Source organism: Colwellia chukchiensis (genome assembly GCF_002104455.1).
Lineage (GTDB): Bacteria > Pseudomonadota > Gammaproteobacteria > Enterobacterales > Alteromonadaceae > Cognaticolwellia > Cognaticolwellia chukchiensis.
Map to the genome: position 1 here is coordinate 243,182 of NZ_NBOC01000002.1, position 25,545 is coordinate 268,726.

At 42.4% G+C, this 25,545-nt stretch carries 19 protein-coding genes and 1 tRNA gene; 10 read left to right on the plus strand and 10 right to left on the minus strand.

From position 1 onward, the window contains the following. Positions 1 to 14 precede the first annotated feature (14 nt). The 4 genes from phoU (at position 15) to B6K83_RS04605 (ending at position 3,222) form a co-directional block, all read left to right on the plus strand. Positions 15 to 719 carry a phosphate signaling complex protein PhoU gene (gene phoU / locus B6K83_RS04590; protein WP_085283717.1) on the plus strand — a complete coding sequence of 235 codons (705 nt, stop codon included), beginning with the start codon at positions 15 to 17 and terminating at the stop codon, positions 717 to 719. Positions 720 to 926: 207 nt separating this feature from the next. Beyond that, positions 927 to 1,607: a TIGR00153 family protein gene (locus tag B6K83_RS04595; RefSeq protein ID WP_085283719.1), complete on the plus strand. Its 681-nt coding sequence runs from the start codon at positions 927 to 929 to the stop codon at positions 1,605 to 1,607. A 9-nt stretch (positions 1,608 to 1,616) separates the two neighbouring features. Beyond that, positions 1,617 to 2,912, plus strand: a complete 1,296-nt coding sequence (locus B6K83_RS04600; RefSeq protein ID WP_085283721.1) for an inorganic phosphate transporter — start codon at positions 1,617 to 1,619, stop codon at positions 2,910 to 2,912. Positions 2,913 to 3,146: 234 nt separating this feature from the next. Beyond that, positions 3,147 to 3,222, plus strand: a tRNA-Phe gene (locus tag B6K83_RS04605). A 421-nt stretch (positions 3,223 to 3,643) separates the two neighbouring features. On the opposite strand, the gene trhO is transcribed toward B6K83_RS04605, so the two are convergent. Next, positions 3,644 to 4,618: an oxygen-dependent tRNA uridine(34) hydroxylase TrhO gene (trhO, locus tag B6K83_RS04610; RefSeq protein WP_085283723.1), complete on the minus strand. Its 975-nt coding sequence runs from the start codon at positions 4,616 to 4,618 to the stop codon at positions 3,644 to 3,646. Positions 4,619 to 4,975: 357 nt separating this feature from the next. Here trhO and fahA point away from each other — a divergent pair, with 357 nt between their 5' ends. Continuing rightward, the gene (gene fahA, locus B6K83_RS04615) at positions 4,976 to 6,298 is read left to right on the plus strand and encodes a fumarylacetoacetase (RefSeq protein ID WP_085283725.1); all 1,323 of its coding nucleotides are present in this window, start codon (positions 4,976 to 4,978) and stop codon (positions 6,296 to 6,298) included. A gap of 563 nt (positions 6,299 to 6,861) precedes the next feature. Further along, positions 6,862 to 9,465 (plus strand): TonB-dependent receptor plug domain-containing protein, encoded by a 2,604-nt coding sequence (locus B6K83_RS04620; protein ID WP_085283727.1) that lies wholly within the window; start codon positions 6,862 to 6,864, stop codon positions 9,463 to 9,465. 291 nt (positions 9,466 to 9,756) lie between these two features. Here B6K83_RS04620 and B6K83_RS04625 read toward each other — a convergent pair whose 3' ends face one another. After that, a complete protein-coding gene (locus B6K83_RS04625) occupies positions 9,757 to 11,022 on the minus strand; it encodes a multifunctional CCA addition/repair protein (RefSeq protein WP_085283729.1) in 1,266 nt (421 codons plus the stop codon). Positions 11,023 to 11,159: 137 nt separating this feature from the next. Between B6K83_RS04625 and B6K83_RS04630 the strand changes: the two genes are divergently transcribed. Then, on the plus strand, positions 11,160 to 12,764 hold the full coding sequence (locus tag B6K83_RS04630) for an AAA family ATPase (RefSeq protein ID WP_085283731.1): 1,605 nt from the start codon (positions 11,160 to 11,162) through the stop codon (positions 12,762 to 12,764). A gap of 61 nt (positions 12,765 to 12,825) precedes the next feature. On the opposite strand, the gene leuD is transcribed toward B6K83_RS04630, so the two are convergent. The 4 genes from leuD to leuA all read right to left on the minus strand — a co-directional run bounded on the left by leuD (position 12,826) and on the right by leuA (position 17,604). After that, complete coding sequence (leuD, locus tag B6K83_RS04635; RefSeq protein WP_085283733.1) at positions 12,826 to 13,422, minus strand: 3-isopropylmalate dehydratase small subunit; 597 nt, start codon at positions 13,420 to 13,422, stop codon at positions 12,826 to 12,828. 1 nt (position 13,423) lies between these two features. Beyond that, complete coding sequence (leuC, locus tag B6K83_RS04640) at positions 13,424 to 14,842, minus strand: 3-isopropylmalate dehydratase large subunit (RefSeq protein ID WP_085283735.1); 1,419 nt, start codon at positions 14,840 to 14,842, stop codon at positions 13,424 to 13,426. A 1-nt stretch (position 14,843) separates the two neighbouring features. Beyond that, positions 14,844 to 15,956 carry a 3-isopropylmalate dehydrogenase gene (leuB, locus tag B6K83_RS04645; protein ID WP_085283737.1) on the minus strand — a complete coding sequence of 371 codons (1,113 nt, stop codon included), beginning with the start codon at positions 15,954 to 15,956 and terminating at the stop codon, positions 14,844 to 14,846. A 64-nt stretch (positions 15,957 to 16,020) separates the two neighbouring features. Beyond that, positions 16,021 to 17,604 carry a 2-isopropylmalate synthase gene (gene leuA, locus B6K83_RS04650; protein ID WP_085283739.1) on the minus strand — a complete coding sequence of 528 codons (1,584 nt, stop codon included), beginning with the start codon at positions 17,602 to 17,604 and terminating at the stop codon, positions 16,021 to 16,023. 537 nt (positions 17,605 to 18,141) lie between these two features. On the opposite strand from leuA, the gene B6K83_RS04655 reads away from it, so the two are divergent. Continuing rightward, positions 18,142 to 19,194: a CDP-glycerol--glycerophosphate glycerophosphotransferase gene (locus B6K83_RS04655; protein ID WP_085283741.1), complete on the plus strand. Its 1,053-nt coding sequence runs from the start codon at positions 18,142 to 18,144 to the stop codon at positions 19,192 to 19,194. A gap of 16 nt (positions 19,195 to 19,210) precedes the next feature. Here the strand turns inward: B6K83_RS04655 and B6K83_RS04660 are convergent, their stop codons facing one another. The 3 genes from B6K83_RS04660 to B6K83_RS04670 are packed head-to-tail and all read right to left on the minus strand — an operon-like array spanning position 19,211 to position 22,135. Next, positions 19,211 to 19,954, minus strand: a complete 744-nt coding sequence (locus tag B6K83_RS04660; RefSeq protein WP_085283743.1) for a glycosyltransferase family 25 protein — start codon at positions 19,952 to 19,954, stop codon at positions 19,211 to 19,213. A 15-nt stretch (positions 19,955 to 19,969) separates the two neighbouring features. Continuing rightward, positions 19,970 to 21,475 (minus strand): capsule assembly Wzi family protein, encoded by a 1,506-nt coding sequence (locus B6K83_RS04665; protein ID WP_158088315.1) that lies wholly within the window; start codon positions 21,473 to 21,475, stop codon positions 19,970 to 19,972. Positions 21,476 to 21,535: 60 nt separating this feature from the next. Further along, positions 21,536 to 22,135 (minus strand): TIGR04211 family SH3 domain-containing protein, encoded by a 600-nt coding sequence (locus B6K83_RS04670; RefSeq protein WP_158088316.1) that lies wholly within the window; start codon positions 22,133 to 22,135, stop codon positions 21,536 to 21,538. Positions 22,136 to 22,341: 206 nt separating this feature from the next. Between B6K83_RS04670 and B6K83_RS04675 the strand changes: the two genes are divergently transcribed. Both B6K83_RS04675 and B6K83_RS04680 read left to right on the plus strand, forming a co-directional pair. Further along, positions 22,342 to 23,859, plus strand: coding sequence for a CYTH domain-containing protein (locus tag B6K83_RS04675; protein WP_085283749.1), 1,518 nt, complete (start codon positions 22,342 to 22,344; stop codon positions 23,857 to 23,859). Positions 23,860 to 23,877: 18 nt separating this feature from the next. Continuing rightward, the gene (locus B6K83_RS04680; RefSeq protein ID WP_233143794.1) at positions 23,878 to 24,858 is read left to right on the plus strand and encodes a L,D-transpeptidase family protein; all 981 of its coding nucleotides are present in this window, start codon (positions 23,878 to 23,880) and stop codon (positions 24,856 to 24,858) included. 264 nt (positions 24,859 to 25,122) lie between these two features. Here the strand turns inward: B6K83_RS04680 and B6K83_RS04685 are convergent, their stop codons facing one another. After that, a complete protein-coding gene (locus B6K83_RS04685; RefSeq protein WP_085283753.1) occupies positions 25,123 to 25,404 on the minus strand; it encodes an Lpp/OprI family alanine-zipper lipoprotein in 282 nt (93 codons plus the stop codon). Positions 25,405 to 25,545 lie beyond the last annotated feature (141 nt).

The following is a 25,545-nucleotide window of genomic DNA, read 5'->3' on the forward strand; positions in this document are numbered from 1 at the left end:
CAGGGGATTACAACGTGGATAATTTAAATATTGGTCGTCATATATCAGGCCAATTCAATGAAGACTTAGAGCGCATCATTAATCATGTCATGCACATGGGCGGGCTAGTCGAAAAACAACTCACAGATGCCTTAACATCAGTGTGTGATGCCGATGAAGCCTTGGCCAAGCAAGTGATACAAAATGATTATTTAGTGAACAGTGCCGAGGTCAGTATTGATGATGAATGCACCCGTATTATTGCGAAACGTCAGCCTGCTGCTGGTGATTTGCGGTTGGTGATGGCGATTGTTAAAACCATTACCGATTTAGAGCGTATCGGTGACGAAGCCGAGAAAATAGCGAATGTCACCTTAGAAAGTTTAACCACACAGCATAAAGACTTGTTAGCTAACCTAGACAATTTAGGCCGGCATGTACTAACGTTTTTGCAAGCCACTTTAGACGCTTTTACTCGAATGGATCTTGATGCAGCGGTAAAAACACATAAAAGTGATGACAAAATAGACAGAGAATATGAAGCCCTGATGAGGCAATTAATGACTTATATGATGGAAGATCCACGCTCTATCCCTCAAGTGATGAGTGTGATCTGGTCGGCGCGCGCGTTAGAGCGTATTGGCGATCGCTGCCAAAACATTTGCGAGTACATTATTTATTTTGTTAAAGGTAAAGTGGTGCGTCATACGACGCCAGAAGATGTACAGGCAATACTCTAACTAACTCAGTACTATTATTTGTTGTGATTGGTTTGCCATAGTAAGTCTTGATTGGCTACTATAAGAATGTCAGAACAATGAATGGATACGAAAAAATTACTCGATAATGGGCCGTGTTGTTGTGATAAAGCCTTTGAATTAATGTTCAAATGCTTTAATATCCGCGGCGAATAAAAAACAAAGAGCAAAAGCTCCTGGAAATTAATTATGGCCAGAAACTCCATACTCGGCATATTTGCAAAATCGCCAATAAAACCTCTAGAAAAACATATCCGTATTGTATATAAATGCTGCAACCAGCTAGTACCATTCTTCGCCGCTGTTACCGAAGAAGATTGGAGTAGCGCCGGCAAAATACGTACTAAAATTTCAAAGTTAGAGCGCGATGCTGATGACTTAAAGCGGGAAATACGTTTAGAGCTGCCAGGCGGTCTTTTTATGCCGATTGAACGTGCAGATTTATTAGAACTATTAACCCAACAAGATAAAATAGCCAACCGTGCCAAAGATATCGCTGGACGCATTTTTGGCCGCAAATTAACCATACCAACAGAATTACAAGCCCCTTTTCTTGCTTACCTTGCTCGCAGCATAGACGCTGCTGAAAAAGCCGCTGATGCCATCAATGAATTGGATGGTTTATTAGAAACCGGCTTTCGTGGTCGTGAAGTAGAACTAATCAATAAAATGATTGGTCAGCTTGATGACATTGAAGATGATACCGATGATATGCAAGTGAAACTGCGCAAAGATCTTTTAACGATTGAGAAGGATTTAAACTGCGTTGATGTCATGTTTTTATATCAAATCATTGATTGGGTTGGCGACTTAGCTGATCTTGCCGAACGTGTTGGCGCGCGTTTAGAAATTCTTTTAGCTAGAAAATAAGGCTTATTCATGGAAATTTTACTCACGCATGGCTCAACATTAGTCATGATCGCCGCTATTGTCGGCTTTTTTATGGCTTGGGGTATAGGTGCAAACGACGTTGCCAATGCCATGGGCACTTCAGTTGGCTCAAAAGCCCTAACAATTAAACAAGCTATCATTATAGCGATGGTATTTGAATTCGCTGGCGCCTATTTAGCCGGTGGTGAAGTCACCTCAACGATACGGAAAGGTATCATTGATCCGACATTATTTGTTGATATCCCAGAGCTTTTGGTCTTTGGTATGATTTCAGCGTTATTAGCGGCGGCAACTTGGTTATTAGTGGCGTCAATTTTAGGCTGGCCGGTATCAACCACGCACTCTATTGTTGGTGCGATTATTGGTTTTGCGGCACTAGGTGTCAGCGCAGATACTGTGGCTTGGGCTAAAGTTGGCGGTATTGTTGGTAGTTGGATAATTACGCCATTAATATCAGGTGTGATTGCTTTTGTGATCTTTAATAGTGCGCAAAAGCTTATTTTTGATACCGATAAGCCGCTTGAACAAGCCAAGCGCTATGTGCCGTTTTATATGTTTTTGGCAGGTTTTGTTTTATCTTTAGTAACCATTAAAAAAGGCCTTAAGCATATTGGTTTAGACAATATTAATTTAGGTTTTTACAACATTGAGATTGCCGGTGCTGGTGGTTATTATCTGGCCTTTATTGTTGCCGTTGTGGTGGCTTTGGTTGGAAAGTACTTTATCAACCAACTGCAGTTTGATGATAAAGCCGAAAAAAACACTCATTATGCCAACGTAGAAAAAGTATTCGCGGTACTTATGGTGGTCACAGCTTGCTGTATGGCGTTTGCTCATGGCTCAAATGACGTCGCTAATGCCATAGGTCCATTAGCTGCCGTTGTAAGTATTGTTGACCATGGTGGCGAAATTGCTAAAAAAGCCGAACTCGTTTGGTGGATTTTACCCTTAGGTGGTTTTGGTATTGTAGCTGGCTTAGCCATATTTGGTCATCGCGTTATTGCCACCATAGGTAAAGGCATTACCCACTTAACGCCGAGTCGAGGTTTTGCCGCAGAATTAGCTGCCGCCTGTACTGTGGTGATTGCCTCTGGAGCGGGCTTACCTATATCTACCACGCAAACATTAGTGGGAGCTGTATTAGGTGTGGGTATGGCGCGCGGTATTGCCGCCATTAACTTAGGCGTAGTGCGTAATATTGTTATTTCTTGGGTGATCACATTGCCCGTAGGTGCAGGTCTTTCTATTATCTTCTTCTGGATAATTAAAGCGATATTTAGTTAAGGCACTGCGGTAAAGCCAGTTAAATTAAGCCAGTAATGTTACTGGCTTTTTTATTGCGCGTGCAGGGAACGCTAGATATTCATTATTAAGATCTTAAAAACAGTAGCAAAATAATGTGATTTGATATTAATACAGAGCAAGACAATAAAATGGCTTGCGAGCATGAACAAATCACTATATTATGTCGCCTCTTTGCCAATGAATGCATTTGCTTTATTGGCGAAATAAAATTATGCCTTGATAGCTCAGTCGGTAGAGCAGAGGATTGAAAATCCTCGTGTCCCTGGTTCGATTCCGGGTCAAGGCACCATATAATAAAGGCCTGCAATTAATTGCAGGCCTTTTTTGTTGGCGTATATTGTCATAGAGCGACCATGTACCCGCGAATACCGTACTTCCTGTACATGCACGCTCCTGTACATCTATGTACCCGCGAATACCGTACTTCCTGTACATGCACGCTCTTGTACATTCATGTACCCGCGAATACCGTACTTCCTGTACATGCACGCTCCTGTACATCCATGTACCCGCGAATACCGTACTTCCTGTACATGCCCGCTCTTGTACATCCATGTACCCGCGGATACCGTACTTCCTGTACATAAAAAAGCCCGCTGAGTGAGCGGGCGATTGTTAACCATTGATATCATTGGCTACTTATTTGTGTTAAGAAAAAAGTAGCAGCCTTTTTAGCTCCATAGCCATTGCTTAGTGCTCAATCAAATGTCTTATGTTTTTTGCGCTTGTTTTTCTGCGCTTTTTGAGGCGCGACGCTGAGTGATTATTTGCTGAATTTCACCACCTATGTGCTCTTCACCACGGGCTTTCGCGAGATTAATTTGCTTTTCACGCTCTTGAAAACGACTACGTTGCTCATCAGTATATTTGTCGTGACAGCGCGGACAGCTGACCCCTTGCACATAATGTTCACTTTGCTTATCTGCTTCAGTGATTGGGTATCGACAGGCAAAACATTGATCGTATTGACCACGCTCTAAGTTATGGTTTACTGCGACTCTGCCATCAAAAACAAAGCATTCACCTTGCCACATGGTTTCTTGTTCTGGTACCTCTTCAAGGTACTTTAATACGCCACCTTCTAGATGATAAACGTCTTCAAAACCTTGCTCTTTTAGATAGGCTGTTGATTTTTCACAGCGAATACCACCAGTACAAAACATTGCGACTTTTTTGTGTTTGTTTTTATCTAAATGCTTAGCGACATACTCAGGGAATTCGCGAAAAGTTTCGGTATTTGGGTTGACGGCATTTTCAAAGGTGCCTATTTCTACTTCGTAATCATTGCGAGTATCAATAAGTAATACTTCAGGGTCGCTGATCAAAGCATTCCAGTCTTTTGGTTTAACATAAGTGCCGACCGTTAAAGTAGGGTCTATGCCTTGCACGCCCATAGTGACGATTTCTTTTTTCAGCTTCACCTTGGTGCGTTGAAATGGGTTTTCTTGATGAAATGATGACTTGGTTGATACGCCTGCTAGGCGAGAGTCACTATTAATAAACGCAAGAACCGCGTCGATACCTTCTTGCGGCCCTGCTATGGTGCCATTGATGCCTTCAAGGGCTAAAAGCAGAGTACCTTTGACGGCGTTATCTGTCATCACTTGCAGTAACGGTTGTTTAATATCGGCAAAGTTTTCTAAACGCACAAATTTATATAGTGCACAAACTGTGATGTTATTCATGGTGTTATTGACCCATTGAGCGAGCCTGATAGTAAGTCAGGAGCTGTAGATTGAAAGTAGCGCTGAGTTTCACAGCGGTGATATTGTTTTTAATTCTAATAAAAAACGGCGGCATTCTAGCAAAAGTTACGAAGCGGTGATAGTGTTTTGCGTATTTTTCCAACAACAAAGGCTGTTGTGTCTTGGTCAGTTTTTTTTGATGCTCAATACTGGGAACTTAGCCTGTAAAGTCTTTGCTGCAACATATTGTTGACAGTTGATAATCAAGTATATTTTATTGCCATAGCCATTGTCGTAACGCTTGTTATACTATGGGCTAATTGTCATTTTATTTTTCTTTCTGGAGTTGTTTAGCCCATGACTACACCCAATTTACTCAATGAAACCCATGATCCAAAGTTAACCAGCTGGGTTAGCTCCGCTAATATCGAGCATAGTGATTTTCCCATTCAAAATTTACCGTTTGCAAGCTTTAAGCGCAAAGGCAGCAGTGAGGAATTTCGCGTTGGTGTGGCCATTGGTGAGCAAATTGTTGATTTAAAAGCATTACATGCATTAGGCCTATTTACCGACGATGCACAAGATGCATTAGCTGCGTGTTGTAAAGCGCAATTAAATGACTTTATGGCGATGGGTAAACGTTATTGGAGTGCATTACGTCTGGCGTTGTCACAAGCACTAGCGCAAGGCTCTAGCATGCAAGCAGATATCACGTCATGCTTAGTAGCCCAAAGTGATGTTGAATACGCACTGCCTTGTCAAATTGGTGACTACACCGACTTTTATACTTCAATTCACCATGCAACCTCAGTGGGCAGTAAGTTTCGTCCTGACAACCCGTTATTACCTAATTACAAGTGGGTGCCAATTGGTTATCACGGCCGTGCATCATCAATTGAAGTGTCTGGCCGTGATTTTAAGCGCCCTAAAGGGCAAACTAAAGCGCCAACGGCAACAGAGCCTTCATTTGGCCCATGTAAGCGTTTAGATTATGAATTAGAAGTGGGTATTTTTATTGGTAAGGGTAATGACTTAGGCGCACCGATTAGCATTGATGACGCTGATGATCATGTATTTGGTGTCTGTTTGTTTAATGACTGGTCTGCCCGTGACATTCAAGGGTGGGAATATCAACCCTTAGGGCCGTTTTTATCAAAAAGCTTTGCCTCAACAATTTCACCTTGGATTGTTACCTCAGAAGCGTTGGCACCTTTTCGTGAGCAATGGACTCGTGAGGCATCCGACCCACAACCTTTACCTTATTTAGAGTCAAGTCATAATCGTGCGCTTGGCGCGTTAAATATGCAATTGCAGGTGTTGCTGGAAACCGCAGCGATGCGAGATGCTAAGCAAGCGCCTGTGCAATTGTCACAATCTAACTTTAAAGACTCTTATTGGACCATAGCGCAAATGGTAGCGCATCATACGGTTAATGGTTGTAATTTACGGGCCGGCGATATGTTTGGTAGTGGTACGCAATCAGGGCCAAACCCTGAAGAAGCGGGCTCACTGCTTGAGTTGTCAAATGCAGGCGCTGAGCCGATCACCTTGCCAAACGGTGAAACGCGAACCTTCCTAGTCGATGGTGATTGCGTGATTATGAAAGCTTGGTGTCAAAAGCCAGGTGCCGTGCGCATTGGATTTGGCGAAGTGAATGCCACGGTATTAGCCGCCGATTAAAACCACATGCTGATAGCTTAGCCCCAAAATGTTTGGGGCTTTTAAATATTTAATGGCTTACCTGAGCTAAACCTATGACGAATGTTAACATTATTGGTCAAATTCGTACCTCGATAGCATAATTTCTAATGATTTAATCAATATAATTGACGATAAAAAAGTCAATTTCAAAAAAGTTCAATTTTTTTTAAGTTTTTTTTTCGACTATTTATGCAAGCTTAGCACGTCTATTATACGAATCATTTCGCACTCTCTTTGTTTGAATCATTTGCTACAGCGCAGATAAAATAGTAGTTACAGCTTGGTTACATTTGTTAATTCGGTTAATTCCTTGTCTCTACTCACTTTGCATAGCAATACATTTTGTTAACTTTGTGCTAACAAAACGAAAAAATCACTACTTGTAAAGCTTAGCAAGCTGTTTTATAAATAATCTAGCCTTAACAGCAAGCAGCATATAACTAGCTACAGACCTCTAGTCGTTCTGCATAAAATGTCAAAGGCAAAATTATAAAAAAAATGACGATGAAAAAATCATATTAAAAATATTAGGAAGGTAATACATGTCTACAACATTTCGCACAGGTACGATAGCCCTTGCCGTGGGGCTAGCACTAGGAACTGCTCCTAGCTTTGCCGCCGAAGGCGAGGCAGAAGCCAAAACAAAAAATATTGAACGCATTGCCGTTGTTGGTTCACGCTCAGCACCGCGTTCAGTCGCAGAATCTCCGGTACCCGTTGATATCATAGGTGGTGATGAACTTGGCAAAAATGCCTCATCAGATATGTTAGATATGTTAATTGGTGCAATCCCATCTTTTAACGCGCGTACACAGCCGATCAGTGATGCCGCATCTTTGATTCGACCTGTTAACTTGCGTGGCCTGCCATCAGACTCAACCTTAATATTATTAAATGGTAAGCGTCGTCACCGTGCCTCGGTTATTGCCTTCCAAGGTGGTGGTATCAATGATGGTGCTCAAGGCCCTGATATTTCGGTTATTCCTAGTGCGGCATTAAAACAAGTGGAAGTACTGCGCGATGGTGCTGCCGCACAATATGGCTCAGATGCTATAGCTGGGGTGATGAACTTTGTTTTAAAAGACGATGCTGATGGCGGTTCAATCTCAGTAAGAAAAGGCTCTTATTATGAAGGTGACGGTGACTCTACCGTGATCGACGGTAACGTAGGCTTACCGTTTACTAAAGATGGCTTTGCCAACTTAAGTTTCCAGTTAAAAAATGCTGATGCCACTAGTCGTAGTGTTCAACGTCCAGATGCAGCCGCAATTGCTGCCGCGGGCAATAGCTCAATTCAAAATCCAGCCCAAATCTGGGGTAATCCAGAAATTGAAGATGATATTACCTTGTTTGGTAATGTTGGCTTAGATTTAGGCGATGATAAAGAGTTTTACATGTTTGGTAACTATTCAGAGCGTGATGTTACCGGTGGCTTTTATTATCGTAACCCTCACAACCGTGGCAATGTCTTCTCAATTGATGGTGGTGAAACATTATTGGTAGGTGATGTTGGTTTAGCGACTACAGGCGTACCCAGTTGTTCTTGGTCAAATGCAACGGCAGACAACCCATTAACGCCATCAAATGTTGCTGCCAATGTTGGTAATGTTTTAGACTCGCCTGATTATCAAGCTATGGTTGCAGATCCTAATTGTTTCTCAATGAACCAAATTATGCCCGGTGGTTACACACCACAATTTGGTGGCAATATTACTGATACCTCATTAACTATTGGTACCAAAGGTGACATTAATAGCGGCATGCTTGAAGGCTGGTTTTTTGATTTAACCGGTTCAGTAGGTCGTAATGAATCGAAATTCAATTTGAAAAACTCTTTAAACCCGTCACTAGGTTTAGAAACACCGGTCGACTTTCAAACCGGTAGTTATATCCAAATGGAAAAAACCTTTAACTTTGACTTAGTCAAAGGCATTGAAATGGGCCTTGATGAGCTGGTTAATGTGGCTATGGGTATAGAGTGGCGTGAAGAAAGCTTTGAAATAGTATCGGGCGAAGAAGCGTCATGGAAAGCGGGTATTTACGCAGACCAAGGCTTCAACATAGGTTCACATGGTTTTAAAGGCTTTGGCCCAGAAACGCAAGGTCGTAATGATCGACGCAATGTTGCGGCTTATGTTGATGTTGAAGCACAATTAACCGAAGACTTGTTAGTCGGTGGTGCGGTGCGTTATGAAGATTTCAACACTTTTGGTAACACCACTAACTATAAATTAACCGCGCAATATACTGTTAATGATGAAGTGTCAGTTCGAGCCTCTCACAGTACTGGCTTTAGAGCACCAACGGTTGGTCAAGCGAACGTGACTAACACACAGACTTCGATTGTTAATGGTAATTTAATACAAACATTCCTAGCGCCGCCGACTAATCCATTATCGTCATTTTATGGCGGTGAAGAATTGACTCCAGAAGAGTCACGCAGTTTTGCAGGTGGTTTAGTTTATCAAGATGGTGCATTCTTCTTTACTGTCGATTACTACAATATCGAAGTTACGGATCGTTTAGCGCAGTCAAGTCAAATTTCAGTACGAGCAGAAGATCATGCTGCACTTGAAGCACTTGGTGTTGTTAACCCAGAGTTGATTTCAGCGGTAACTTACTTTACCAATGATTTTGACACTACCACTCAAGGTGTTGATGTTGTTGCAAACTACACCATGGAGCTGTTAGGGGGTGATACCTTGTTATCATTAGCCTACAACTGGAATGAAACCACAGTTGATAAGTTCAACGAAGCAACAACCAGTGAAGGTAAAGTGCATCGCTTAGAAGAAGGTATGCCAGATCACCGAGCCACCTTTACCATTTCTCAATCTTGGGAAAACGTAACCAGCTTTGTGCGTGTGAACTACTTTGGTGAATACTTTGCTACCCATGCGGATGATGATTGTGCTATCGGTTGTTGGAATGAAATTGCTGACTCAGCGGTAACCGTTGATGCGGAAGTAAGCTACTTCTTAAATGATAGTATTACTTTATCAGCAGGGGCGAATAACATTTTCGACCAAAAAGCGCAAAAACTACCAGCAGACTCTTACGGTGTGCTTGGTGCACAATACTACGAAAGTGGTCCATTTGATTACAACGGTGGTTACTACTACGTTAAAGCAACTTATAACTTTTAAATTAACTAAAGTTTAGTTTACAAAGCCATATCAATTGATATGGCTTTTTTTATGATACGCGTTTTCGAGCTATTGTAATAACATCGCTAGCAAAAGTATTAACTCCTGCACGTAAGCGGGTAACGGATGCTTTGCCTAACGCGCTATTGTTTTCTCTGTTTGTGCAAGTCGCCTTGGCGTAACTAAATGCAAAACAATTCATAACTGTGTTTTGCGTAACGCTCACTTTAAGCCTTAACCTTGAGCTGACAGCGCTATGCAATTAACTTTCTTACCTACTCAGCAATTTCATTAACTATCGCGCTGTTGTGCAATAAACTGTTGTTGAAACTGGCTTAACTCAATAAGTCGTTGCTGTGTGATGGCTGCTTTTATCGCAGCACCTTGCATACCTTGCGCAATAAACTTTTGTGCCGTGACTTGAGCCAGCAGATCAGAGGCGCTTAACAGAAAGTCTCGTTGCGGGTAGCTGGTGTTGTTAGCGTCTAGGCGAGCGGTAAATATTGCTTGGCAAGACAGTAAAACATCGGCAAATTGCTCTGGCTTTCGCCACACGTCAAGATGCGTAAAGAGTGATAATAATACTTGTGGTGCTAATTCTAAGGCATTATCAATCTGCAGATGAAATTGGCAAACTTTAATTGCCAAGCTCTTGTATGCATTAGGCACGCGCATGCGCTGACAAAAGTTCTCGATGATATTGCTCTGTACATCATTTGCAACTGAAGTCTCAACTGAGTTTGTTGACTGTGCTGTTGTCATGCCTAAGTCATAACAAGCACAGGCAAACTTTATGGTGGTTTTTTCCGATAACAATACCGCTTGTGTTAGTGCCCTCATAGTGCCTTGAATACTAAGGTCGTTATGGTGCGAGTTATGAGAGCTCATATCTGTTGATAAGGTCTGTAACTCAGGCCACAGTGCTTGTATCGCGTGGCACTGTTCAAGGGTGTGAAAAAACACTGCCGGATGGGGCTCAGTCAGGCTGCGCTGCATTTCTTGCCAAATGCGTTCACCCGAAAGTGTGCTTAACTCGCCACTTTCGCTAATTTCAGTCATCAAGCGCAAGGTTTCAGGGGCAATTTCAAAACCATACTCATGATACCTTGCCGCAAAGCGGGCAACACGCAGTACCCTAAGCGGGTCTTCAACAAAAGCCGGTGAAACGTGGCGTAGAATGCGTTTTTTTAGATCGCTTTGCCCTTGGTAGGGGTCGATAATGGTGCCATCGCTCGCCCTTGCCATGGCATTGATGGTTAAGTCTCTGCGCAGTAAGTCTTGCTCAAGGGTTACATCAGGGGCAGCATAGCAGGCAAAACCGCTATAGCCTTGGCCGGATTTCTTTTCCGTACGCGCTAAAGCGTATTCTTGTTTACTTTCAGGGTGTAAAAATACCGGAAAGTCTTTACCGACTTGCAAAAAGCCACGGCTAAGCATTTCCTCAACGCTGGCCCCTACAACCACATAGTCGTGATCAACAGCGACTCGGTTCAGTAAAGCATCTCGGACAGCGCCGCCAACTAAAAAGTAATTTAATTGTTTTGTTAAGTTTTTCATTAGCTGCGTAAACCCCGACAAGTCAATAATATAGCGATAAAATCAGCGCAAGTTTAGCATAAATATTCGCTGCGTTTTGACATATCATCGTCTTCAGGTTAATTTCGATACTGTTAATTCATTAGTTAAGATTACCTATGTATACAAGTTATTTTGGTCTAGAAGAAAAGCCGTTTTCCATTGCGCCAAACCCCGACTACCTGTTTATGAGCGATCGCCATCGTGAGGCGCTAAATCATTTAACTTACGGCTTAGGCGATACCGGCGGCTTTGTGCTACTCACCGGCGAGGTTGGCACGGGCAAAACCACCATTAGCCGCCGTTTAATGGCCAATTTGCCGGAAAATACCCAAGCCGCATTTATTCTAAATCCAACGTTATCTAGCCAAGAGCTGCTGGCAACATTGTGTGACGAATTAAAAATTCGTTACCGAAAAACTGGGGCAACCTTAAAAACCTTAACCGATAAAATACAGCAAAAATTACTTAAAAATCATGAAAGTAATATTAATACCTTGCTGATCATAGACGAGGCCCAGCACCTGCAGCCAGAAGTGTTGGAGCAATTGCGTTTATTGACTAATTTAGAGACCAATACCAAAAAACTATTGCAAGTGATATTAATTGGTCAGCCGGAATTACAGCAATTACTACAGCGTAGAGATTTACGACAATTAGCACAGCGCATCACCGCACGCTATCATTTGTTACCGTTAAATAAGCAAGAAGTCGAACAGTACTTAAAGCACAGGTTGTCGGTAGCCAAGTGTTTTCGTAATATTTTTGATAAAAGTGCCATCAAGGCCATACACAAAACCTGCAATGGCATACCTCGCTTAATGAACTTATTAGCTGAGCGCTCGTTAATGAATGCCTATAACAGTAATAATGCTGTGGTTAATGGGAAAATTGTTCGACAAGCAGCACGGGATGCACTTAGTGATGAATTTCATACCCAAGCATGGTGGCAAAGTGCATGGCTTAAAGTAGGCGCTGGTGTGACATTACTAGCGCTTTTTTTAGCTATGGGCATGTGGTGGGGTGCGCAGCTTATTAATGGCAATAGATTAAGCACACCGCCATTGACCAGTCATCAGCAATCAGCACCAGCAACGACTGCTAGCGTACCATTAACAAGTGCCGCTCAGGTCGAGAAATCGCAAAGCAAGCTAACTAATAGTGGCTCAGATGATACTAGTGCGCAGCCGATAACTGCAAACACAGAGTTGCAAGTGAACCACGAGCCAGGGCAAAGCGCTGCGCTTGAAAATATTGCGACAGAGAACAATAGTAGTACCGATAGGTCAAGCAGTAGACTTGAGGTCACTGAAAATAACACAGCAACACCAGCGCCAACAAACACAGACACTAAGCCTACAACAAATTTTGTGCTAGAAGCCAGCGAAGGCGTTTCAGATGAGTTACTGGCCAGTTTTCAATCAGCCATTGCTGAAACCACGGCAATTGAAAACTCCCCAACCACAACCGCAACGCCGCCGAGCGATTTAGCGCCCTTAAGCCAAATGCCAACTTGGATCCAAGACTCGGTACCTGCACTGGCGTTTGAAATGCATATTTATGCCAGTGATGGTCAAGGTTGGGTGCGCGTCAATGGTCGAGATCGCTACGAGGGAGATTATATTGCGCGTGAGCTCTTGTTGCATGAAATACAACCACAACAGGTGGTGCTCAGTTTTCGTGGTGAAAAATTTACCATGGCCGCGCTTTCATCATGGCAATAATTATATTCGTAACCTCTGCACGTTAACCATCAGCGCGGTGCTGATGGTTAACGTATGATGGTTACTGCCAAGCGGGCATTTTTGCTTCGTAATCTTCAATTTTTGCGAGCTTATTTAACGTCCAACCGACACTATCAACACCGTTTTCTAAACAATACTGGTGAAAAGGTGCAAGCTCAAATTCAAAACGAGCGTTGGCGGTTGCAACGGACTTTGCCGCCAAATCAAGGGTAAAATGTTGCGGGCTAGCTTTGACTTGCTGAAATAAGGTTTCAATGACATCTTCGGCCAACACAATAGGTAAAATACCAATATTGATACAGTTAGCATAAAAAATATCGGCAAAACTTGAAGCGATAATCACTTTAAAGCCATATTCTTGTAATGCCCAAGGCGCATGTTCGCGGCTCGAGCCACAACCGAAGTTTTCCCGTGTTAGTAATATACTGGCGCCTTGATATTGCGGCTGGTTCAAAACAAACTCAGGGTTGTCTTTTTCACCTGCGGCATCTAAATAGCGCCAGCTATGAAAAAGATGTTGGCCAAAGCCAGTTCGGGTGGTTTTTTGTAAAAATTGTTTAGGAATGATCTGATCGGTATCGACATTAGCCGCGTCTAATGGGGCAACTAAACCTGTATGTTGGGTAAATTTTTCCATGTTATGCTCCTTGAACGTGCGAATCTAATTGGCTTAAGTCAACAAAATGTCCGGCAATAGCAGACGCTGCTGCAAGTGCTGGGCTGACTAAGTGTGTACGACTGCCGCGGCCTTGACGTCCTTCAAAGTTACGGTTACTGGTAGAAGCGCAGCGATCGCCTTGTGCAAGTACATCATCATTCATGCCTAAACACATAGAGCAGCCAGGTAAACGCCACTCAAAACCGGCATCAATAAATATCTGTGCTAAGCCTTCTGCTTCTGCTTGGGCCTTCACCCGATATGAGCCGGGCACCACAATGGCATTTACATTCGGTGATACTTGTTTACCTTTGGCAATAGCTGCGGCGGCGCGAAGATCTTCAATTCTTGAGTTGGTGCAAGAGCCTATAAAAACTTTGTTGATGCTGATATCAGTAATTTTAGTACCTGGTGTTAAGTCCATATATTTTAACGCCGCAATACAAGACTCTTTTTCTACTGGGTCGGTAAAGTCGTCAGGTGAAGGCACAACACTATCAATTTGTGTGACTTGTCCTGGTGTTGTGCCCCAAGTAATTTGAGGTTTGATGTCTTTGGCATCTAGGGTTAAGTAGCTATCAAACTGCGCATCGGCATCAGACTTTAATTGCTGCCAATCGGCGATGGCTTGTTGCCATAACTCACCTTTAGGGGCGTATTCTTTATCTTTTAGGTAAGCAAATGTTGTTTCATCGGGGACAATAAGGCCGGCTTTGGCACCAAACTCTATGCTCATGTTACATATGGTCATTCGTTCTTCCATACTCAAGCGCTCAATGGCTTCACCGCAATATTCCACCACATAACCCGTTGCGCCAGCACTACCCGTTTTACCGATAATAGCTAAAATAATGTCTTTAGCGCTGATACCCGGAGCTACTTGTCCTTTTACTTCTATTTTCATGGTTTTAGCTTTGGTTTGGCGTAAGGTTTGCGTGGCAAAAACATGCTCAACTTCAGAAGTGCCAATGCCAAAGGCTAGGGCACCAAAGGCACCGTGAGTGGCGGTGTGTGAATCTCCGCAGACAATCACGGTACCGGGTAGTGTTAAACCTAATTCTGGACCAATCACATGTACTATGCCTTGGTTTTTATGACCCATGCCAAAGAGTTGAATTCCGAACTCTTTACAGTTCTTTTCTAACGTGCGTAATTGATTTGCAGCGCCTTCGCCAGCGGCGTTAATTTCAATCGAGCGGGTAGAGATATTATGGTCCATTGTGGCAATAGTGCGCTCAGGATGACGTAACACACGATTATGAAACTTTAAGTTAGCAAAGGCCTGTGGTGAGGTAACTTCGTGGATCAGGTGACGATCGACATAAATTAACGGGGTTTCATCGGCTTTTTCTTCAATGACATGATTTTGCCATAATTTTTCGTATAAGGTGCTGGCCATGCTAGTTTGCTCCTGAGGTGTTTTGTTGTGCGCTAATATATTGGCAAATAATATCGCCCATTTCGTCGGTTGACTTGGCATTGTGGCGTTGCTCTGCAGTCAGTAGATCACCGGTAAAGTGGCCGGCATTAAGGGCTGCAGAGACCGCATTTTCTATCGCATCGGCGGCATCGCCTTGATTTAAGCTATAACGCAACATTAAGGCCACAGATAAAATTTGCGCGATCGGATTGGCAATGTTTTTACCAGCGATATCCGGCGCTGTGCCACCTGCAGGCTCATACATACCAAAACCTTGCTCATTTAAGCTGGCAGAGGGCAATAAGCCCATGGAGCCGGTGATCATAGCGCAAATATCAGATAAAACATCGCCAAATAAATTTGAACATAACATGACATCGAACTGCGCTGGGTCGCGCACTAGCTGCATTGCAGCATTATCAATATACATATGCTCCAGTGTAACTTTCGGGTAATCTTTGGCGACTTCATTCACCACCTCTCGCCATAATTGTGATGAGGCTAATACGTTAGCTTTATCGATAGAGGTCAATCGGTTATTGCGTTTTTCTGCTGATTGAAACGCTAAGTGAGCAATGCGGCTAATTTCTTTGCGAGAATAAATCATGGTATCGAAGGCCGCTTCATTTTCTTGCCCTTGATTTTGACGACCTTTAGGCTCGCCAAAATAAATCCCGCCGGTTAACTCGCGTATCACTAAAATATCAAAGCCGGCTTGCGAAATATCGGCGCGTAATGGCGAAAGATGACTCATAGCCGCTTGCAGCTGTGCTGGTCGCATGTTGCAAAATAGGCCAAAATGGCTGCGCAAGTCTAATAAAGAGGCCCGCTCTGGTTGCTCTGCAGGCGGTAAGTGACTCCATTTAGGGCCGCCAACGGAGCCAAATAAAATGGCATCTGCTTGTTCACAACCTTCAATAGTGCTTGCCGGTAGTGCTTTGCCGTGCTTGTCGATCGCACAACCGCCCACGTCATAATGTTTAGTCTGCACTGAAAACTGATACTGCTTGGCGACTGTCGCTAAAACTTTTTCTGCTTGGGCCATAACTTCTGGGCCAATTCCGTCCCCGGCTAATATTGCAATGTTCGACATAGTATTTTTAAACCTGTAATTATATGTTGTATAAGAGTTTTGTTATTTATTGCTGACCTTAAGGCTAAACTTGACCTTGACCGTCAATTGCCGCTTGTTGCTTAAAGTCTGTTTTCAATTCCGCGATTGTCATTGCGCGACGAATACCGTTTAGCGCATTCACTAAGGCGTTACCAGAGGCTTTTATGACGTCGGTATCTAAGCCATAGCCGTGAAAGTTACGCCCTTGCCAAGCAACCACAATATCCGCCTTACCTAAGCCGTCTTCACCTTCACCTTTGTTGGAAATTTTGTAATCGCTAACTTCAAAGTCGATATCAATGGCTTTTTTAATGGCGCGATATAAGGCGTCAACCGGGCCATTACCAGTGGCGGAAACGATTTTATGCTCATCACCTAAAGCAAGCTTGATGCTGGAGGTGGCAAATTCGCTACCGCCACTTTGCACATTTAAGGTGTCTAAGCGGTAAAAGTCTTGTTGGTCTTGCTGTTGAATATTAAACAGCAACGCCTCTAGGTCATCATCAAACACTTGACCTTTTTTATCTGCTAATGCCAAAAAGTCACTGTATAAGGTTTCTAAGTCATAATCAGACGCTTGATAGCCTAAACTTTCCATGCGATGTTTAATGACATGGCGACCGCTGCGCGAGGTTAAATTTAATTTAGTTTTACTGATACCAACGCTTTCAGGGGTCATAATTTCATAGGTATTACTGGCTTTTAACATGCCATCTTGATGGATACCTGACGAATGACTAAAGGCATTGCCACCAACAATGGCTTTATTAAGCTGTACTGGCATATTGCAAAGCTGACTGACTAATTTTGACGTGCGTGCAATTTCTTGGTGGTTTATTTGGCTGTGAACCCTTAATAGCTCTTGGCGAGTTTTCATGATCATGGCCACCTCTTCTAGTGAACAATTACCCGCGCGCTCGCCAATACCATTGACAGTACATTCAATTTGTCTTGCGCCAGCTTGCACGGCAGCCATAGAGTTAGCCACTGCCAAGCCTAAGTCATTATGACAATGTACTGAGATCACTGCCTGGTCTATATTAGGTACACGATTAAATAAAGTTTCAATGATACCGCCAAACTCACCCGGCAAAGTATAACCGACGGTATCTGGGATATTGACCGTTGTTGCACCGGCTTTTATGGCTTGCTCTACCATACGACAAAGGTTATCAATTGGTGTTCTACCGGCATCTTCGCAAGAAAATTCGACATCGTCGGTAAATTGGCGTGCATACTTTACCGCATGAACGGCCATGGCTTGCACATCACTAAAGCTCTTTTTTAATTTTTGTTGAACATGAACATCTGACGTAGAAATAAAGGTATGAATACGAAAGTCTTTAGCCGGTTTTAATGCGTCGGCGCAGGCTTTGATATCGGCTTCCACGGCGCGAGCTAGGGCACAAACACGCGAGTTTTTTACAGTTTGCGCAATGGCTTGTACTGACTGAAAGTCGCCAGGAGAAGAAACAGGAAAACCCACTTCCATGACATCGACACCTAAACGTTCGATAGCGTGGGCTATTTGTAGCTTTTCATGTACCGATAAGCTAGCGTTTAATGCTTGTTCGCCGTCACGTAATGTGGTGTCAAATATTATAACTTTATCGTTTGCAGTGCCCATGTTTTATCCTGAATTATATCTAGTGCGTAAAGTGGCGGGCATAAAAAAACCCGCGATAATTAGCGCGGGTTTAGTGTTTATTAGGTTATCTATTTAACTTTTTAACAACAACAACTCACCGCGCATCAGTAATGCGAGGAGGAGGTTAATTCGAATAATGTGAGTATAAATATTCATTGTTCTAAGTTAATACGCTGTTGTTAGTTGGTTTCAATAGTTGATGGGGTATTATTAGCCCAACAGGGGTTGAGTTGTCAATAAAAAATATACAAATAATAGTTTAAGCACAGTTATTGTTGTTAAAGCAGCACCTTTGAACGCTGTCTCGAATATTATTAGAGCTAATTGTAGATTTAACTCCTATTTAACCGTGGTATTATGATAGCAAACAGAGATTTAGCTTTTATGTGGTAAGCATTAGTGACGTAGCCTAATGAGCAAAGTCGCGGGAAATCTGCATTGAGCGAGCAGCTTAAATATACGCGCGCACCATAACAAGTTAAAACGAATGTGGCATCAGCACAGAGATTTTATTTAATGACAGTTAAAAAGTATCTATTCTTCATTAGCCAGAACTACAGTTTTGCCATCTTGAGACCCTTGCAAAAAGCGATTATAGAACGTGGTGGTGAGGTTCGATGGTTTTTATACGGTGATGAAATAAATCATGCATTTTTACATGACAATGAACTCGCCTTAACATCAATAAAAGCAATCAAGCAATACCAGCCTATTGCGGTTTTTGTACCGGGTAATACGGTGCCAAGTTTTATTCCTGGTTTAAAAGTGGCTGTTTTTCATGGCTTTAATTCGGGTAAGTTAAATCGGCGTGGTTTTGAAGATCATTTTAATATCAGAGGCTGCTTTGATCTGTATTGTACGCAGGGTCCCAATACCACTAATAAATTTCATGCATTAGCACAGCAGCATGGACATTTTTCGGTTGTTGAAACTGGTTGGCCGGCATTAGATCCGCTTTTTACTGATGTTGAGCACGATAAGATAAAAGCGAATAACAAAGCCAACATCTTGATGTGTTCGACATTTTCACGCAACTTAACTTGCGCGCCTATTTTACTTGAAACCATCAAGCAATTAAGTAGCACGGGCAGGTGGCAATGGAAAATACAGTTTCACCCAAAAATGGATGCAGAAATTGTTAAGCAGTATAAAGCGATTGAAAGCGAGCATTTAACGTTTGTTGAAACCGATAATGTCATCCCACTATTGCAAGAAGCTGATGTGATGCTATGTGATACTTCATCGGTGCTGATAATGTTTGTGCTGCAAGGAAAGCCCGTGGTGACATTTAACAACATTTCGCCCCGTGATTATATGTTAAATATTAGCCAAGCTGAGCAACTAGCGCCGGCCCTAGAAAAAGCACTTACTCGGCCCAAGGCGTTAATGGCTAATATTGAGCGCTTTATTTGTGAAACCCACCCAAAACAAGATGGGCATTCAGCGCAGCGCGTTTTAGATGCCGTAGATAGTATGTTGGCTGGGCAGCTCATTAATCGCAAAAAGAAACCGCTTAACTTGCTACGGGCATTTAAAATGCGTCGTAGCCTAGGTTATTGGGGGAGATAGGGCTTATTAGCCTAATTTAAAATCTTCCAGATAAGTGCGATTTTCGTAAATACCATAGTGCTAAGCGATATTTTATATTTCGGATTAAGCTGGTGGTTTTCTTACCGTGTCGACCACCATTAAATGCGGCGATATCGCTTTCAAAACTGCGGTTTTCGGAAATAGGGTAGGGCTGTAAACCGTACACTGACAAGTTTAATTCTTTGCAAAATTGGATATCAATATCAACGGGGCGATAGAATTTTTTTCGTGCCAGTAGCTTCTTAGCACCGTTGAGGCTGATGGTATAGCCAGTGGTGCAGTTAGGTATGGTATGATAATTCACTAATTGCAAGTCGTTGGCAAGCCCGAGTTTTTGTGCTGCTGGGTAGTTTCGATTGTCGGCAAGTTTGATCAAATCAAACTGTTTTAAGGTGTCGATTTGAGCAAAAAGTTGGCGAAATTTATCCTTTATCACTAAGTCGTCTTCTAACACCACAGCAAACTCAATACCCTCATCAAGCATTAATTGCCATATCTTTCTATGACTCATATAACAGCCTATTTCACCTAAGGATAAATTATAGCGAAAGTGTTGACGATTTAGTGTTTTTGAGTAACTGCTTGCTATTTCCTGGGCAGACAAGTCTAGACCATTAACCGCAGTAATACGCTGGTAAGCTATACCAAGGGTATTAAGTTGCGCAGCCATAGTGCTCATGCGGGCAGGAGCAGCGTCTAAATTAACGACATATACTGGACAGGCATTGATTTTATTCATAAGCAAAGTAAATGGTTACAAGTTATATTCAACTTTGGCAAAAATATTGGTTTGATTGTTATCAGCAATATCATTTTCATAGGATGAGCGACTATGCTCAAACCCAAGAGTATAACGCCAGTTTTTATAACTGTGGCGCACGCTACTCGATATCACCAGCATATCTTCTGCCACCTTGGTTAACGGGTTGCCAATAATGGCACTGTTCGGGGCTTTATCGTTGTTGTCTTTGTTCAGTTGTAAATGCCTTACCTTCGTGCTGAGATGGGTATTGGCATCAAGCGTAGATATCAACCCTAATACTAAGCTGCTGGCATCATTGTCATACAAGTTACCTAAGGTTTTTTGCTGATAACGCATGCCAGTTTGGTAAATATGGTGTTCATAATAACAATTGCCAATGTTACTGTTTGGGATGTCTCGGCAGTCAGCATAGGTATCGGTAAACTCTAAATAAACCGTGGTTGGCGCAGAAAAAATTTCTATTTGGCTATCGACGCCAATTTGCACTTGTGGCTCAGTTAAAAAACCTAGCGAGTTATCATTGTCACCGTCTTCAGCAAAATATTGACCGTAAATAGCCATAGGTCTATTAAACATTGTGAATGAGTAACGCAAGTCATAGCCGGCTTGTTGATTACCCGGTTCGTTTTCTTTATTTTCGCCGCAATCTAAACCGCCAGCACCGCAATTATCTTTGCCAAGCAGGACATTACCAAAAGTATGTAAGCTTTGAGAACGGCCATCACCACCCCATTGTGCGAGGCGCGTTACACCTACTTCTAAACCTTTTATTGGCGTAAAGTTTAGGCGAAAGCCCCAAAGTAAGGTGTTTTTTATCACACGGTTATCGTCCATGACGCCCATAAAAGTGCTCATGGTCCATGGCACTTTTACCTCGGTAAAAGGGATGTTGACCGGTATGGCTGAACGCCTAGATAGCGATAGCGCTGGCATGGGTCTCGCGTTATTCGTTAAGCTTAAATTACTGTCCCAGCCAGGGCCCCACCATCTGTCTTGTTTGCCAAGCGATAAAACCCAGTTGCCAATAAACCCGGCCACATAACTGCCATCAAATCGTGTTTTATCACCGTCGATTGGATCGTTAACAATACTTGATGATAACTTAAAAGCTAGGGCATCTGTCATATAGCTAGCTTGAATTTTTAGGCTGTTTTTATCGCGAAAATCTTCACCAAAACTGGTGAAGCGTTTGTCTTTGCTTGCGGTGAGTAATTCGACAGTTTTACTGTTGTTTTTCGCCAGTCTAAGCTGATGATTGATATAGTTAAAGGCTTCTTTGTTGGTGTTGCTAAGCGATGCGTAGTTTATTTGCTTTAAATCACGGGCAATATCTAACCACATTAAGGGAAATGTGGTTACTGGGGTATTTATATAGCCAGCATCCGCTAAGTTTTGAATACTGTGTCTTAGGTAAATATCAGAGCTATCAATCCAAGGCTCAGCTGAGCTAATAAAGCTGCAGCAAAGTAAGCCGTAAAATAAATTATGTAATTTCAAAATATCTGTTTTCGTCTTAAATTTAAGGTAATAAAATTAGTGCTAATAATGGTTGGTACGTTAGCCCCAGTTTTCCATACTGGCTCGGCGTTTAGTGAATAAACGCGGTAAAATTAAGCCCAGCAACAAGCCGACACCTAATACAATGGCGCCATTAAAAAACCATTGTTTTTTGATATTGGTGTCTTGGTTTTTTAACTGCGATTTGGTTTCGGTTAACTCCATATTCAGCGCCGCTATGTTATTTTGTAGATCGCTGCGATCGCTTGTTAATGAGCTAATAGTTTTCGTTGCTTCGTCAAGTTGTGCGGAAAGTTGGCGTTGGTTTTCTTGCATGCTGGCGAGCTTCTCGTTTAAGTCTGCGATAACATAACGCATACCTGGTGTCGTTGATACATGCTGGCTTTCTATCCAACCGGTGCGATCTTTATCAGTAATAATTTCACTGTAATCATTTTTAGTGGCGCCTGTTAGCTGTACTTTTTCGCCTGAGCTAACCGTGCCCATAATCCGGTAATTCTTGCCTGCACCAGTATGCATATAAACAATCAGATCTTCAGAAATATAGCCGGCAGTAGTGGTGGTGTCAGTTTCTTGGGCGAAAGAAAATAAAGAAGTAAAGAAAAGTAAAGCAACAAGTGTATTTTTTAGGTTCATCATGAAATAACCAAAAGCGCCATTTAAACAAAGATTGGCAAGAATAGTAGGGCTTTGCCACAGTGATAGCAAGTGCAGTTGGCTAGATTCGCAAGATTTTTGCGATAAAATATCAATCATGTAAAATTGTCGTTATTATCTTATACCAATAACAAAAAGTTTTATCACTGCAGATAAAGCGTCAGAGTTTTAACCAGTTTTGGAAGAGTATGAGCACAGAGATAGAGCTTAAATATTTAGTTTTAGATGTTAATGTCGTAGAAAAAATAGAGCAACTGTTTCGCGATGAAAATATGCAATATTCATATCAAGAAACGTCATTGCTCAATCGTTACTTTGACACCGCAGATTTAAACTTGCGACAGCATGATATGGGCTTGCGAGTTCGAAAAAATAAACAGCATATTGAACAAACGTTAAAAACCGCGGGGCAAGTGGTTGGTGGTTTGCATGCACGCCCAGAGTATAATGTCGATATTAGTACCTTAGCGCCTGACTTATCTCTGTTTCCTGCTTCGGTTTGGCAGGCAGATCAAAACATTGCTGATATACAAAAACATTTAATTACGTTATTTAGCACAGATTTTACCCGTTGTACTTGGTTATTAAGTGATGACAACAATAATATTATCGAATTAGCTTATGATCAGGGGCAAATTAGTCGTGCAGGCCAATCAACCCCCATCAATGAAATAGAACTTGAACTGGTTAAAGGTGATAAAAGCGCATTATTTGCCCTAGCATCGTTATTATTTCAACGATTGCAAATGCGCCCGGGCATAAAAAGTAAAGCAGCGAGAGGCTATGCACTTTTGCAATCTCGTCATGCCAATGCAACGCCTGTTGTAGCAAACTATGTTTGCCAGCAGGACTCGGGCTCTATAGCCAGTGCCTTTACGCTTGGTCTAAACCGTACGCTGGCGCAACTGCAAGACAGTGTCGAAGTGTACTTACAGACAAAAAATTTACGGCAATTAGCCGACATTAAAGCAAATTTAGCTTTAATGCGTCACGGCTTTTGGTTGTTTGAACAACATTTAACGGCAAACGAGTTGACCTTGCGTGATGAGCTAAGCCACTTCGTACACTTATTAGCTTGGGTAGATAATGCCCTACATTTACAAGAGCTAACCAACAAAACTGGTAATTATCGCAAAAAGCTCGACTATAGTAAGCAACTGATCAAGCAATTAAAAATAGAGGAACGACGTTTTCCTAGCCCTGACGATATTAGTCAATTATTACACAGCTCTCGATTTAATCAGTTGCAACTTGCCATCTTAAAATTGTATTTATGCCGCACCGAAAGTCAGCAGCAAGCTGACAAAGTTCTTAGCGCTGAATTGATGAATTTCGCACAACAAAAAATTCAATCAAGCTTAAGTGAAATGAGCAGCGAAATGAACAGTGTCGAGCAGCTAACGAGTCAGCAATATATAGCGCAAAGCAAGCCCTTATACCGAAGCTCGTTGACCGGAGCTTGGCTTGCTGGACTATTTGATAATGAGTTACGCGACAAGTTTCGGCGACCTTGGTTAGATCTACAACAAGGGATCAGCGAATTGCAATCACTGTGGATTATTCAGCAGCAATTGGCAAAATTAAACCAAGCACCAGCAAGGCTAGTGCAATGGCAGCAAACTAAAATGGAAGGTTTGTTAATAGCATTAAATAACTCTAAAGCCATTGCCGTCACTATGGCGCCATATTGGTTAGAAGAGCAGTAATGAGCTTGTGGTGACTTTATGATATTAAATCTTGTGCCCTGTATAGTTAGCCTAGTGATGAGTTATAGTGATTGCTGCTCCATCATTCGCAGGGTGCGATTCGTTAATTTGTTGACAGTGATCGTTTTGCTGTTGTTATTGCTTAGGGCGGAGCATGTGCTAGCAAAAGCTTATCCGCTACCGGCGCCGGGTTCTCGTTTGATAGGTGAGCTGCAAACCCATCAAATCGTCAAAGGCGATTATTTCCAAGCGATTGCAGAGCAATATAACGTGGGTTTTCTGGCGTTAATGGCAGCCAACCCAGGGGTTGATCCATTTTTACCTGAGCCAGGAACATCCTTGCTTATTCCAAGCCAAATGCTGCTGCCATACACAAAGCGTGAAGGGATCGTTATTAACCTGCCTGAATTACGTCTTTATTACTTTCCCAAAAATGGCACGCAAGTACATGTTTTTCCGGTGGGCATAGGCCGACAGGGTTTAGCAACCCCGAAAACGGTCAGCTATATAAGTGAAAAGCGAAAAGATCCGGTGTGGCGACCTACCGCAGAAACTAAAGCTCGGTATTTTAAGGAACACGGCAAACAGCTTGCAGATGAAATACCTGCCGGTGCCAACAACCCATTTGGGAAGTATGCTCTAAGGTTAGGGCGCAGTGTCTATTTATTACATGGCTCTAATCAGCGTTTTGGTATTGGTATGCGCTCAAGCTCAGGCTGTATTCGCCTTTATGACGATGATATCGAGTGGTTATATAAAAATGTCGACATTAACACGCCAGTACGCATTGTTGAGCAACCGATAAAATTATCCTATGAAGCTGCGCATCGTTTAATGGAAGTGCATAGCCCATTAACAGGTGAAGAAGGCGAGCCTACGCGGTTAAAGCCAACACCTGCCGTAAGAGACTTTGTTGGTAATTTAGCGGCTAATAAAGCGCTACTCTCACAACAAATAGCGTCGCCTACCGGCCTAGTTATCACACTGAGCACTAACTGACACTTCGCCGTTGGCGTTTTAGCTAAGGTGAGTTGTGGCTATTTGCCTGCACGCGCAGCTATAAAGCAGCTTGTTTTATGCAGAGACATTTCACTGCTAATAACACGTCGTTTATCATCGCTAAGTTAGCTAAGTTAATTGGAGTTTTTGCTAACTAAACAATAAAAAATCCAAGCGCTTATCACGCTTGGATTGTGCCTCTTGCCTTGAAGTGACTACGCCGTTGGCGACTTTATCGGCGTATATTTCCTGGCTATTGGTTGCTTATTTTTTATAACTGGCAACCATGTTATCGATTCGCTCATTCGTTTTGTCGACTGCCATTTGGGTGGCATTAACAGCTTTGCTAGTTTGTTTTTGCGCCGCACTTAAGTCGTTAACTTTACCCGATAGTTTCTGTGTTTTTGAATTTAAGCTATTGACCTGCTCAGAAAGGCTATCAACTTTTTGGTTAAGGCGAGATATATTTTCTTCTAAAGCGCTGTTGTTAGCACAACCGCTAAGAACTGCAACGAATGTAACTATGGTTAATTTCTTTAATAGCATAATATTTTCCCTGTGTTTTAGGTCGTTTATTGTTTTACTGGCAAGCTATTGAACTCAGCCAACCTTACATATCATTGTTTAGTATGGCACAAGATAAAAACATTTTCTAAAAAATACCTAAAACTAAGTTACTGAATATAT

Bases quoted from the DNA above. Each gene is read 5' to 3' on its own strand.
- B6K83_RS04595 (WP_085283719.1), top strand. From the start codon at position 927: ATGGCCAGAAACTCCATACTCGGCATATTTGCAAAATCGCCAATAAAA.
- B6K83_RS04600 (WP_085283721.1), top strand. From the start codon at position 1,617: ATGGAAATTTTACTCACGCATGGCTCAACATTAGTCATGATCGCCGCT.
- trhO (WP_085283723.1), bottom strand. From the start codon at position 4,618: ATGAATAACATCACAGTTTGTGCACTATATAAATTTGTGCGTTTAGAA.
- fahA (WP_085283725.1), top strand. From the start codon at position 4,976: ATGACTACACCCAATTTACTCAATGAAACCCATGATCCAAAGTTAACC.
- B6K83_RS04620 (WP_085283727.1), top strand. From the start codon at position 6,862: ATGTCTACAACATTTCGCACAGGTACGATAGCCCTTGCCGTGGGGCTA.
- B6K83_RS04625 (WP_085283729.1), bottom strand. From the start codon at position 11,022: ATGAAAAACTTAACAAAACAATTAAATTACTTTTTAGTTGGCGGCGCT.
- B6K83_RS04630 (WP_085283731.1), top strand. From the start codon at position 11,160: ATGTATACAAGTTATTTTGGTCTAGAAGAAAAGCCGTTTTCCATTGCG.
- leuD (WP_085283733.1), bottom strand. From the start codon at position 13,422: ATGGAAAAATTTACCCAACATACAGGTTTAGTTGCCCCATTAGACGCG.
- leuC (WP_085283735.1), bottom strand. From the start codon at position 14,842: ATGGCCAGCACCTTATACGAAAAATTATGGCAAAATCATGTCATTGAA.
- leuB (WP_085283737.1), bottom strand. From the start codon at position 15,956: ATGTCGAACATTGCAATATTAGCCGGGGACGGAATTGGCCCAGAAGTT.
- leuA (WP_085283739.1), bottom strand. From the start codon at position 17,604: ATGGGCACTGCAAACGATAAAGTTATAATATTTGACACCACATTACGT.
- B6K83_RS04655 (WP_085283741.1), top strand. From the start codon at position 18,142: ATGACAGTTAAAAAGTATCTATTCTTCATTAGCCAGAACTACAGTTTT.
- B6K83_RS04660 (WP_085283743.1), bottom strand. From the start codon at position 19,954: ATGAATAAAATCAATGCCTGTCCAGTATATGTCGTTAATTTAGACGCT.
- B6K83_RS04670 (WP_158088316.1), bottom strand. From the start codon at position 22,135: ATGATGAACCTAAAAAATACACTTGTTGCTTTACTTTTCTTTACTTCT.
- B6K83_RS04675 (WP_085283749.1), top strand. From the start codon at position 22,342: ATGAGCACAGAGATAGAGCTTAAATATTTAGTTTTAGATGTTAATGTC.
- B6K83_RS04680 (WP_233143794.1), top strand. From the start codon at position 23,878: ATGATATTAAATCTTGTGCCCTGTATAGTTAGCCTAGTGATGAGTTAT.
- B6K83_RS04685 (WP_085283753.1), bottom strand. From the start codon at position 25,404: ATGCTATTAAAGAAATTAACCATAGTTACATTCGTTGCAGTTCTTAGC.